Annotated in this window: 9 protein-coding genes; 4 read left to right on the forward strand and 5 right to left on the reverse strand. The window is 63.9% G+C overall.

Translation table 11 applies throughout. The features are described 5' to 3' along the window. Positions 1–66: 66 nt before the first annotated feature. From QQM37_RS00920 to QQM37_RS00940, 5 genes are all read right to left on the reverse strand, one after another. Positions 67–495, reverse strand: coding sequence for an OsmC family protein (locus QQM37_RS00920; protein ID WP_285724121.1), 429 nt, complete (start codon positions 493–495; stop codon positions 67–69). Between the two features lie 119 nt (positions 496–614). After that, a complete protein-coding gene (locus QQM37_RS00925) occupies positions 615–965 on the reverse strand; it encodes a hypothetical protein (RefSeq protein WP_285724123.1) in 351 nt (116 codons plus the stop codon). A gap of 143 nt (positions 966–1108) precedes the next feature. Further along, complete coding sequence (gene sucB, locus QQM37_RS00930) at positions 1109–2830, reverse strand: 2-oxoglutarate dehydrogenase, E2 component, dihydrolipoamide succinyltransferase (protein ID WP_285724125.1); 1722 nt, start codon at positions 2828–2830, stop codon at positions 1109–1111. 64 nt (positions 2831–2894) lie between these two features. Next, on the reverse strand, positions 2895–4301 hold the full coding sequence (gene lpdA / locus QQM37_RS00935) for a dihydrolipoyl dehydrogenase (protein ID WP_285724127.1): 1407 nt from the start codon (positions 4299–4301) through the stop codon (positions 2895–2897). Between the two features lie 292 nt (positions 4302–4593). Continuing rightward, entirely contained in the window at positions 4594–6165 is a 1572-nt protein-coding gene (locus QQM37_RS00940) for a leucyl aminopeptidase (protein WP_285724129.1), read from the reverse strand. Between the two features lie 121 nt (positions 6166–6286). Here QQM37_RS00940 and QQM37_RS00945 point away from each other — a divergent pair, with 121 nt between their 5' ends. The 4 genes from QQM37_RS00945 (at position 6287) to QQM37_RS00960 (ending at position 11646) form a co-directional block, all read left to right on the forward strand. Continuing rightward, positions 6287–7258, forward strand: a complete 972-nt coding sequence (locus QQM37_RS00945; RefSeq protein ID WP_285724132.1) for a proteasome assembly chaperone family protein — start codon at positions 6287–6289, stop codon at positions 7256–7258. Between the two features lie 79 nt (positions 7259–7337). After that, on the forward strand, positions 7338–8669 hold the full coding sequence (locus QQM37_RS00950) for an MFS transporter (RefSeq protein ID WP_285724134.1): 1332 nt from the start codon (positions 7338–7340) through the stop codon (positions 8667–8669). Positions 8670–8829: 160 nt separating this feature from the next. Continuing rightward, on the forward strand, positions 8830–9999 hold the full coding sequence (locus QQM37_RS00955) for a DUF4192 domain-containing protein (RefSeq protein WP_285724135.1): 1170 nt from the start codon (positions 8830–8832) through the stop codon (positions 9997–9999). Between the two features lie 285 nt (positions 10000–10284). After that, positions 10285–11646, forward strand: coding sequence for an RNA polymerase sigma factor (locus tag QQM37_RS00960; RefSeq protein ID WP_285724137.1), 1362 nt, complete (start codon positions 10285–10287; stop codon positions 11644–11646). Positions 11647–11697 lie beyond the last annotated feature (51 nt).

An 11697-nucleotide genomic window follows, 5' to 3' on the forward strand; every position in this document is an offset into this window, starting at 1 on the left:
AGGCCGGGCACTCACCAGAGTGAGTGCCCGGCCTTCCTGCTGTTCAGACGGTGAGCGTGGGGAGGATCAGGCCTCCAGCTCGGCCTCCAGGGTGATGGTGGTGCCGGCCAGTGCGACCGAGACCGGGCAGTCAACCTTGGCTGCTTCGGCGATGCGCTGGAAGTCCTCCTCAGACAGCCCGGGCACCGTTGCCTTAACGCTCAGGTGGCTTCCGGTGATGCCGACACCGGGCTGAAAAGTCACATCGGCGCGGGTCTGAATCGAGGTGGGGGTGAACCCGGCCTGGCCCAGAGCGTTACTGAACGCCATCGAGAAGCACGACGAATGTGCCGCAGCAATCAGTTCTTCAGGGCTGGTCTTCCCTTCGGCCTGCTCTGCGCGAGCCTTCCAGGTCACGTCATAGGTGCCCAGACCTGAGCTGTCCAGGGTGACCTGGCCGCTGCCGGTGGGTAGATCGCCCTGCCAGACGGTGTGAGCTGTACGTACGGTAGCCATGAGTGCTCCTTCAAAGAGGTCAGAGATATCTCGGGGACAGTGAGACAGTTCCATCCTAGGCACCTGCGCTGGCCAACGGTGCGTCGTGTCAGCTGCCAGCCGGCGGGCGTTGCCGGGAATCAGTGCCAGAGGGTGGCGACGCCGATGTTGATCAGGGCCATCCCGCCGACGGCGTGAGCCAGGCCGGTGGAGACAGCTTCGCCTTTACGAGCCTTGAGGAACCCGATGATTGCCGGGATCAGGACCACGATGGAGATGACCAGCTTGACCGTGATCTTCACGTAGTTGAGCGGTTCATGGGTGGCACCGGCCAGCCCGACGAGTGCGAGGCCGGTGACCAGCTGAGCGATGGCACCGATGAACTGGATCGGAAGCACCGTGGGCTTCTTGAAAGTGGCAAACCAGCCACCGACGATGGTGGCGGCACCGAGAACATGCAGAAAGACCAGAACATATTTGACGAATTCCATAGCTCTACTCTACGTGATGTAGAAGCTTTACTGACACGGTGTAGTCAAATGTCCTGATCTGAAAGGGCAGTCGCAGGCGGCTTAAAAAACCAGGAGGGTGGTTCCAGCTGGAACCACCCTCCTGACGCGGTGTGACAGAGCTTCTAGAGACCCAGGTCGGCTTCGAAAGCACCTTCTTCGAGGCGCGCCTTCACCGTCTGCAGGAAGCGTCCGGCATCGGCCCCGTCCACCAGACGATGATCGTAGGTCATCGAAAGGTACATCATCTGACGGATGGCGATGCTGTCCTCACCATTGGCATCCGGGACCACCACGGGGCGCTTGACGATCGATCCCACACCGAGGATCGCGACCTGCGGCTGGTTGATGATCGGCGTGTCGAACAGAGCGCCCACCGAACCGAAGTTCGTGATCGAGAACGTGCCGCCGGAGAGCTCATCGGGGCCGATCTTGTTATTGCGGGTCCTCGAGGCGACATCGGCGATCTTGGACGCCATGCCGGCCAGGTTCAGATTGCCGGCATCCGCGATGACCGGAACGAGCAGGCCGCGATCCGTATCCACCGCGATGGCGAGGTGTTCGGCATCGTAGTAGGTGATCTCCTGCTTGTCCTCGTCATAGGAGGCATTGACCTTGGGGTGCTGTTTGAGCGCCTCGGCCACAGCCTTGGCGATGAACGGCAGGAAGGTCAGCTTCACGCCGCCGTTCTGGGCCTGGAAGGTGTTCTTCGCGGCAGCACGCAACTTGGCGATCCTGGTCATATCGACCTCGTGGACCTGGGTGAGCTGAGCGGAGGTCTCCAGCGACTCGCGCATCCGTCGGGCGATGACCTGACGGATGCGGGGTGCCTTTGCCACAGTTCCACGCAGCGCAGAATCTGCAGCAACAGGTGCAGCGGCCTTGGCGGCCACCGGAGCAGCGGCGGCCACCGGTGCGGCTGCAGCCTTCGCGGCCTCAGCGGCAGCCAGAACGTCCTGCTTGCGGATCCGTCCACCCACACCGGTACCGGTGAGGCTGGCCACCTCAACACCGTGCTGATTGGCCAGCTTGCGGACCAGGGGAGTGACATAGTTCGACTCGTTGCCAGCTGCAGGAGCCGATGCCGCCACAGGAGGCGCAACGACAGGAGCCGCCGCGACGGGCGCAGCGACAGGAGCCGCCGCGACAGGAGCTGCCGCGACAGGAGCGGGTGCTGCCGCAGCGGGAGCAGGCGCCTCAGCGACTGCCGGGGCAGGAGCGGCCACCGGAGCGGCCGAGGCGGAGCCCACCACAGCCAGCACGGATCCGACCTCAGCGGTCTCGTCCTCGGTCACCCGGATTTCCAGCAGGGTTCCGGCGACCGGGGAGGGAATCTCGGTATCGACCTTGTCGGTCGAGACCTCGAGCAACGGCTCGTCGATCTCCACAGAATCGCCAACGGCCTTGAGCCAGCGGGTCACGGTACCTTCGGTGACGCTCTCACCCAGAGCGGGGAGGATCACCTCGTGGCCAGTTGCCACAGCTGCGGGGGCTTCAGGAGCAGGAGCAGCCGGGGCCTCGGCCGCCGGAGCCGGAGCGGCCGGTGCTTCCGCTGCAGGCGCCGGAGCGGCAGGCGCAGCTTCAGCAACCGGTGCAGCGGCAGGCGCGGCGCCGGTGCCGATCCGCACCAGGGGGGCGCCCACCTCAGCGGTCTCATCCTCAGCGACCAGGATCTCTTCGATCACACCAGCTACCGGAGAGGGAATCTCGGTGTCGACCTTGTCAGTGGAGACCTCCAGCAAGGGTTCGTCGACCTCAACCCGGTCACCGACCTGCTTGAGCCAACGCGTGACGGTACCCTCAGTGACGCTTTCACCGAGCGCCGGCAAATTCACGGATTCAGACATGTCGCTACCGATTCTCCTCGAGCATGGTGTGGAACGTTTCTCTGTTCGTCATCGAGCTTAGCGCTTAGCCGTGCAGCGGCTTACCGGCCAGAGCCAGTGCCGTTTCGCCGAGCGATTCGTTTTGGGTGGGATGTGCATGAATCAGTGCGGCGACGTCCTCCGGGTAAGCCTCCCAGTTGACCATCAGCTGTGCCTCACCGATCTGCTCGCCCATTCGGGCACCGATCATGTGAACGCCCACGATGGGGCCAGCCTTCTGACGGACCATCTTTACCAGGCCGCTGGTACCCAGAATGGATGACTTGCCGTTTCCCGCCAGGTTGTATTCCTGCGACTGGACGTTCTCGGCGCCGAACTTGTCCTGAGCGGCCTTTTCGGTCAGGCCCACCGAGGCGATTTCCGGATCGCAGTAGGTGACCTTGGGAATGTTGACGTCCTCGACGACGACCGGGTTCAGGCCGGCAATTTCCTCGGCCACGAAGATGCCCTGCTGGTAGCCACGGTGAGCCAGCTGGAGGCCGGGGACGATGTCGCCGATCGCGTAGATGTTGCCCACTCCGGTGTGCAGGCGCTCATTGGCCAGCACGAAGCCACGGTCCATCGGAAGGCCGACCTCTTCGTAGCCCAGGCCTGCCGTGTTCGGCCCACGGCCAACCGCGACCAGCAGCAGATCGGCTTCAAAGACCTGACCGTCGACCAGCGTGACCTTGACGCCGTCGTTGGTCTGCTCCACGCCCTGGAAGAAGATTCCGGTGGAGTACTTAATGCCGCGCTTCTTGAAGGAGCGCTCCAGCACCTTGATGATGGAGGCATCCTCGTTGGGAACCAGGGACGGCAGGCCTTCAATGATGGTGACGTCCACACCGAAGGACTTCCACACGGAGGCGAACTCGCAGCCGATCACGCCACCACCGAGGATGATGGCGCTCTTCGGAAGCTGCTCCATGGTGAGCGCGCCATCGGAGGTGATGACCCGACCGCCGATTTCCAGGCCGGGAAGGCTGCGGGAGTAGGAGCCCGAGGCAAGGACGATGTTCTTGCCCGTGTAAGTGGTCGTGGAGCCATCCGCAGCGGTGACCGTGACGGTGTTCTGGGAGGACAGCTTGCCGTCACCCTCAATCAGCGTGATGGCCTTCTTGGACTTGATCAGACCCTGCAGGCCTTTGTATTTCCCTGCGACGATGCCGTCTTTATACGCGTTGACTGCGGCGATGTCGATGCCCTGAAGCTCGACATTGACACCGTACTTGGCAGAATCCCGGGCGTGATCGGCCAGTTCCGCGGAGTGCAGAAGCGCCTTGGTGGGGATGCAGCCGTTGTGCAGACAGGTTCCGCCGACCTTGCTTTTCTCGATCAGCCCCACCGTGAAGCCCAGCTGCACCGCGCGCAGGGCCGTGGCGTAGCCAGCGCTACCTGCGCCGAGGATAAGGATGTCGAACTCTGATGTTCCTTGCGTTGCCTGATCGGCCACGAGAACGCTCCCTCGCGTCAAGACGAAAGACCCGGTCGGAGATTGTGACCTGCCCCGTCGATTGCTGAACTCCCCAGCAGGTACGGGCACTCCGCACAGTTGCGGAAGAAGGCCCGGCGCGAGCGGGAAATACTGTCAGGTTTCACCATAGCGCCCGTTTTATCCGTGCTCCACCTGTGACGGCGCTCCAATGAGCCTTTGTGGCGCGATTCACTCGGCACAGTGACCGGCCAGACACCCAGGGCGTCTGGCCGGTCACTGGAGGACGGTGTCGGTGACGTTGTCGATGGCGTTACTGAGCGGGGCTTCCGGCGATCGCTTCGGCATAGCGCAGCAGGGTCCGCACCGGCACGCCCGTCCCTTCTTTAGGCGTATAACCGTAGGCGGCCTTTTCATTGAAGGCCGGCCCGGCGATGTCCAGATGGGCCCAGGGAATGAGTTCGCCAGACTCAAGGCCCTGAGCTTTGGCATCCCTGGCCTTGGGGTCCTGACGCGGCCCGACGAACTCGCGCAGGAAGGCGGCGGCGGTCATCATGCCGCCCATCTTTTCGCCGATATTCGCCAGGTCCGCCACTGCGGAGTCGAGGCTGGGGCGCAGTTCCTCGGGCAGCGGCATCGGCCAGAACTGCTCACCAGCCTCGGTGGCGGCCTCGACAATCGCGTCACGGACGCCGTCATCGCCCATCACTGCCGAGTACCGATTCCCCAGAGCGATCATCTGTGCCCCGGTGAGCGTGGCCACGTCAAGCAGTACATCAGGGAATTCGCGGGAGGCGGCGGCCAGACCATCCGCCATTACGAGTCGGCCCTCGGCATCCGTATTGAGTACCTCCACGGTCTTCCCGCCAAAGATGGTGAGCACATCCGAGGGGCGGCTGGCCGTACCGGAGGGCATATTCTCCGCCAGGCACAACCAGGCGGTGATCTTCAACGGAAGGCCCAGCTCAGCAGCAGCCAGAGTCGCGGTCAGGATGGCGGCGGCACCGCCCATATCGCACTTCATGGTGGTCATGGACGTGGCTGGCTTGAGTGAGATACCGCCTGTGTCGAAGGTGATGCCCTTGCCCACCAGCGCCAGATGACGGCTGGCCTTGGCCGGGGCGTACTCCACCTTGACCAGGCGAGGCGGACGGGAGGAGCCCTTACCGACGCCGAGGATCCCTCCGAAGCCGTCCTTTTCCAGCCGCCGCTCATCCCAGACCGTCACTTTGACCGGCAGGCCCTTGGCGAGTTCTTTCGTCGCTTCAGCGAAGCTCTCCGGGTAGAGATGGCTGGGCGGCTCATTGACCAGATCACGCGTGGCGCGAACGGCTTTGCCCAGAACGGAGGCGCGGGCCAGAATCTTCCGGGCCGCCCGGGCATCCACCGTGCTGGCGATGGTCACCTCGGCCACCGCCGACTTGGGACCGGACGTGCCGGCCGGTACAACCGCATGCAGACCCTGGTAGCGGTAGGCGCCCAGTGCGGCGCCTTCAGAGACTGCTGCCAGGCTGGCCTCATCCTCGGCCGGCAGGGCCAGGACCACACTCTTCAGCCCGGCGAGCTGGCGTACGGCAGAGCCCGCGGCACGACGTAGTGCCTCTGGTGCCACCGGTTCACCGACTGCGCCGACACCAGCCAGCACGACGGACGAGGCGGAGATATCCGCGGGGGCAGGGAGCCTGTGCAGTGAGTCCGCAGCGCCGGTGATGCCCAGCACCGAGAAGTTTGCGCTCACTGAGGCCGCGAGGCTGGCCGGCAGGGAGTCGCCGAGGAGCACGGGGCCGGACGGTGAGGAAGCGACGCCCAGGACCAGAGCATCGGCGCTGACCTGGATGCCGGTTCCGGGGGTGACGGCAAGAGAGACGGTGGGGTTCAGGGGCATGGCTTCCTCGCTGATCGATGGATTGCGGCTGTGGCCGTCCTCCGATCGTAGCCTTTGATGCTGACGGAATGATTGCCCGGGCAATCGCGTTGCCGTGGAGGAGAACTAAGGTGGAACCAGCATGAATGACTTTGACTACGTACCGTTTTTGGACCCGGAATCGTTGTATGCCAGCAACGATCTGTTGCTGAGCGACCCGCAGTTGCGCGGTCTGAACCTCCTGATGGGCTTCACCGGCTTCACGGATGCCGGCCGGGTGGTGACGCAGATCAGCAGCGAGATTCTGGGCCAGTTGAACACGGAACCGGTGGCCCTCTTTGATGTGGATCAGCTGATCGACTATCGCTCGCGCCGCCCGCACATCACTTTCGATGAAGATCACTTCACCGATTACCAGCGCCCTTCACTCATTCTGTATCGCGTGGTGGACGGTCTGGGCAGGCCATTCCTCTTCCTGACCGGTAGTGAGCCGGATCTGCAGTGGGAGCGTTTCACGGCCGCGGCGATTGGTCTGATCGAGCGACTGGAGGTGAATCTGGTGGCCTGGGTGCATTCGATTCCGATGCCGGTGCCGCACACCCGGCCCCTGGGAGTGACCGTGCATGGCAACCGTCCCGAGCTGATCGAAGGGATGTCCAGCTGGAAGGCAACCGTTCAGCTGCCTGCCGGCATCGGCCATCTCCTGGAATTGCGGTTGACTGAAACTGGGGTCAATGTGGCTGGCTACGCCGTGCACGTTCCGCACTATCTGGCCGATGCCGAATACCCGGCGGCCGCGGTGGCGGCTCTGGAATATCTCGGCGCAGCGGCTTCCCTGATGCTTCCGACGGATCGGCTGCGTGAAGCGGGCCGAGAGGTGGAACGGCAGATCGCTGACCAGATGCAGGCCTCTGCAGACGTCCAGAACGTGGTGCACCGCCTGGAACAGCAATACGACGAGCAGGCACAGGAGCGCCCGGTGCGTTCGCTTCTGGCGGGCGCCGGAGATGAACTGCCGGATGCCGATGAGCTGGGTGCCGCCATTGAGGCTTACCTTGCCACGCGGGAAGATGAGGACGCTGCAGAGCGCGAAGACACCGAACCCTCCGAGTAGCATCCAGCCAGCGTATCTGTGGCCGTCATGGAGGCTGAGCGCTTCAGAGATCCCTGACCGGAGTCGATAGTCTTGGGCCGTGGATTCTTGGCGGGCATGGTTGTGTTGGGGTGTTGGTGTTCTGGCGTATGTGGCGGCTGTTTGCCAACGTACGAGTTTTGGAGTGGCCGGTCTTGAAGCCACCCAGCGTTTTCAGACCGGGGCCGCGGCACTTGCCGCCTTCAGTGTTGTGCAGCTACTGGTGTATGCGGCGCTCCAGATCCCAGTGGGGGTGCTGGTGGATCGCTTTGGGCCGCGCGTACTGATTCTGTGTGGTGCGGCCTTGATGGCGCTGGGGCAGCTTCAGCTGGCCGCAGCGACCTCGGTTCCCGGTGGACTGGTGGCCCGCGTTCTGGTGGGCGCCGGAGACGCCATGACCTTCATCTCAGTGCTCCGCCTGTTGCCGGCCTGGTTCAGCCCGCGCCGGGTGCCCTTGCTGACCCAGTTGACCGGCCTGACCGGTCAACTGGGTCAGCTGCTTTCCGCGGTGCCACTGGCCGCCGTGCTGCACACCTATGGCTGGAGCCCGGCGTTTCTTGCCGCAGCGGGTCTGTCGGTGATCGCCTTCCTGGCCGTGCTGGCCGGGGTGCGTGACCGGCCGTCCGGGGAGGTCGTTGCGGTTCAGCCGGTGAAGTTGCGGGAGATGGGCTCCATAGTGGCGGCGGCCTGGCGGCAGCCTGGAACCAGACTGGGTCTGTGGAGCCACTTCGTCACCCAGTTCAGTGGCAATGTCTTCCTGCTGACCTGGGGGGTTCCATTCCTGGTGTCTGGCCTGGGCTGGGCTCCCGGCCAGGCGTCACTGGCGATGACACTGTTCATTCCGACCGCGTTGGTCAGCGGACCGTGGCTGGGCGGCTGGGTGGATCGTCATCCACTGCGCCGCTCGAATGTGGTGCTCACCATCGCGAGCCTGGCTGGAGTGGCCTGGGCGCTCGTTCTGTTCTGGCCCGGTGTGGCCCCGGGCTGGCTGGTGATCCTTCTGATTATCACTCTCGGGCTGGGTGGGCCGGCGTCGATGATCGGTTTTGATTTTGCCCGGACCTTCAATCCGGCCCAGCGACTGGGCACCGCGACCGGCATCGTCAATGTCGGTGGCTATGTCGCCTCTGTGGTGACCATGTACCTGGTGGGTTTGCTGCTGGACCTCCAGCACACGATGGGGCTCACGAGTCAGCTGTACACACTGGATGCCTTCCGCGTTGCCCTGAGCGCCCAGCTGCTCGTCCTGATTTTTGGCCTCGGCGCGGTGATGTTGACCCGGGTCCGGACACGGCGGGAACTGGCTGCCCGAGGCATCACGGTGCCGCCGCTGCGCGAGGCACTGCGGAAATATCCGGAGCGCCGCCGCAAATACCGCGCGGACCGTCACTGACGTTATCGGCCACCGGTTTCTGACATGGGCTTCTGACACCGGCCGGGAATCCCTGCGACTGTTCCTGCACAAGCAGCTCCCAGCGCGACATTCTCCACAAGAGGGTCGATGCCGGGTCGATTCCCGGTTCTGCGGGGCACTGGCGCCCCATGCTCGATGCATGAGCCATGAAGAACTGTTGAATGTCCGGTCCGTTGAAGACATCCTGGCCTATCTGCCGCACGCGGTCGGGTACTGGCCGGACCAATCATTCGTGGTGGTCACCTTGCGGGGAAACCAGGTGGGCGCCACTCTGAGGCTGGACCTGCCAGCCAGGGACCCCGACCCTGAGTGGTGCAGGCTCTTTGCCGAGGTCGTCATCAGTCAGATCTCCGCTGATGTCGAAGCGGACGGCACTGTGGTCGCGCTGTTTGCCGGGAGGGACTGGCTCGATGACGAGGACCCCGGGTACGACGAATTGATGGCGGCCGTGTGGGGGATGCTGGCTTCCATAGGGAAGCCCCTGCACGAGGCCTGGTACGTCGGGGAGGAGCACTGGCGCGACTATCTCTGCCGCGACGCACAGTGTTGCCCGGTACAGGGACGACCGTTGAGCGCTGTGCGGAACAGCCTGCTCAATGCCGAGCTGGTGTACCGGGGGAGCAGTTACCTGGAGAGCCTCAGCGAGGCGGTGCAATTGCCCGTGGCGTCTGTGCAGATGCGGCGGGCTGCGAAGAAGTTCTTTGACCTGGCACTGGTCCGGATGGCCACGACGATGCCGGGAGAGCGCGTGCATCGCGAGGCTTTGTCCTCGTGGGAGAGCGTGCTGGACGGCAGCCAGTCGCTGGCTGACTCCTCGGAGAGGCTGGGTTACCTGACGGCGTCCCTGGTCAATCGGGGAATCAGGGATGCTCTGATGGTCTCCGCCGTGGCCGGGCTCGATCAGGGCTTTCGAGTGGGTGACGAATCCGGGGCTCCGGGGGACCCAGACCTGTCGGTCACCTCGGTGGCCATGGGGGAGTGGCCGGGACCGGAATGGGAGCGGGTCAACCGCCTGGCGGACGGCCTTGAAAGAGTTGCGGGTCTGGGCGGAATGAGTCCCACTGTCCGGGTGCCGCGGACGCTGTCGCTGCGGGAACCGGTAGCGGCTGCGCTCACGCTCCTGGGCTGGATTGAATGGTGCCGTGGGCGTGGCAGTCGTAGCGGTGTGCGGCTGACTCAGGCGCTGGAGATCTGCCCGGACTATCGCCTGGCGCACCTCCTGCTGCAGGTTCTGGATTCCGGTATGCAATGCCCGTGGGTCCGCGATCCACTGACGGCCTGGCAGCGCCCCTCACCTCATGCCGCATGAGGTGAGGGGGCATGAGCTCATCATGACGGGTGATCCAGATCCTGGATTCCCTGGCAGGGCAGATCTCGTGAGAGACTATAAGGCAGACCCGGTGGGGTCCGTTGATCTGCGTTCCAGGAAGCCCGTATCGAATGACCGATTATGGGAACAAGGACGCAACGCCAGCAGTTGATCTTTGAGAGACCCTGCAGACGGTGTCGGTGCGAGCACCGATCACGGACTTGACAGGGTCATAGTGGTGTTGCGCATGAGTGACACCACCTGAGCTGCTAGGAAAGGTCACCAGTGTCACCCACTGCACGGAAAACCGGTACTGCGCCCGCTGAGGCTACGGACGCTCCCGTCCAGGCTGCAGCGAAGACCGCTGCGAAGCCCCGTACCCGGACCGCGGCACCCAAGACTGCGGCCACGAAGACCGCTGCCGCACGGTCTGCTGCAACCAAGACTGCTGCGACCAAGCCCGCAGCCCGCACGACGAAAGCCGCTGCCGCAAAAGCGGCCGCCAAGGACACGGCAGCTGAAGCCGTTGCGCCTGATCACGATGCTGTCGAAGAGGTCGTTGATCTTCTTGAGGTGACCGATGACGCCGCGCATGACGATCTTGCTCACGTCGAGGATGCGGATGGTGAGCAGAGCGAAAAGGCTGAGGCCGCCGAAGAGACCACGGGTTCCGGCTTTGTCTACTCCGATGCGGACGATGACGATGCTCCGGTTCAGCAGGTGATGTCTGCCGGCGCCACAGCCGATCCGGTCAAGGATTACCTGAAGCAGATCGGCAAGGTCGCGCTGCTCAACGCCGAGCAGGAAGTCGATCTGGCCCTGCGCATTGAAGCCGGGCTCTATGCCGAAGAGAAGCTCGCTGCTGATGACGGCAAGATGACCGACAAGCTCAAGCGCGAGTACCAGTGGGTGATTCACGACGGCAAGCGGGCCAAAAACCACTTGCTGGAGGCGAACTTGCGTCTGGTGGTCTCACTGGCCAAGCGCTACACCGGCCGCGGCATGCTGTTCCTGGACCTGATCCAGGAAGGTAACCTGGGCCTGATCCGTGCCGTCGAGAAGTTCGACTACACCAAGGGCTTCAAGTTCTCCACCTACGCCACCTGGTGGATCCGTCAGGCGATCACCCGTGCCATGGCAGACCAGGCCCGCACCATTCGCATCCCGGTGCATATGGTGGAAGTCATCAACAAGTTGGCCCGCGTGCAGCGTCAGATGCTTCAGGACCTGGGACGCGAACCCACGCCGGAAGAGCTGGCTCTGGAACTGGACATGACGCCGGAAAAGGTGGTGGAAGTCCAGAAGTACGGACGTGAGCCGATCTCGCTGCACACGCCGCTGGGCGAGGACGGCGATTCTGAGTTCGGCGATCTGATCGAGGACTCCGAGGCTGTGGTCCCGGCGGATGCCGTGAGCTTCACCCTGCTGCAGGAGCAGCTGCACTCGGTGCTGGACACGCTGTCCGAGCGGGAGGCCGGCGTCGTCGCCATGCGCTTCGGCCTGACGGATGGCCAGCCGAAGACTTTAGACGAAATCGGCAAGGTCTACGGCGTCACGCGTGAGCGCATCCGCCAGATCGAATCGAAGACGATGTCCAAGCTGCGCCACCCCTCGCGGTCGCAGGTGCTCCGGGACTACCTGGACTGATCACGTAACCACGTAACGAGAAGGGGGCGCATCACTTGGGTGATGCGGCGC

Origin of the sequence: Psychromicrobium xiongbiense (assembly GCF_030271165.1) — a bacterium.
GTDB classification, from domain to species: domain Bacteria; phylum Actinomycetota; class Actinomycetes; order Actinomycetales; family Micrococcaceae; genus Renibacterium; species Renibacterium xiongbiense.

Excerpts from the sequence above, each read along its gene's own strand:
- QQM37_RS00920 (WP_285724121.1), bottom strand. The coding sequence starts at position 495 with ATGGCTACCGTACGTACAGCTCACACCGTCTGGCAGGGCGATCTACCC.
- QQM37_RS00925 (WP_285724123.1), bottom strand. The coding sequence starts at position 965 with ATGGAATTCGTCAAATATGTTCTGGTCTTTCTGCATGTTCTCGGTGCC.
- sucB (WP_285724125.1), bottom strand. The coding sequence starts at position 2,830 with ATGTCTGAATCCGTGAATTTGCCGGCGCTCGGTGAAAGCGTCACTGAG.
- QQM37_RS00940 (WP_285724129.1), bottom strand. The coding sequence starts at position 6,165 with ATGCCCCTGAACCCCACCGTCTCTCTTGCCGTCACCCCCGGAACCGGC.
- QQM37_RS00945 (WP_285724132.1), top strand. The coding sequence starts at position 6,287 with ATGAATGACTTTGACTACGTACCGTTTTTGGACCCGGAATCGTTGTAT.
- QQM37_RS00955 (WP_285724135.1), top strand. The coding sequence starts at position 8,830 with ATGAGCCATGAAGAACTGTTGAATGTCCGGTCCGTTGAAGACATCCTG.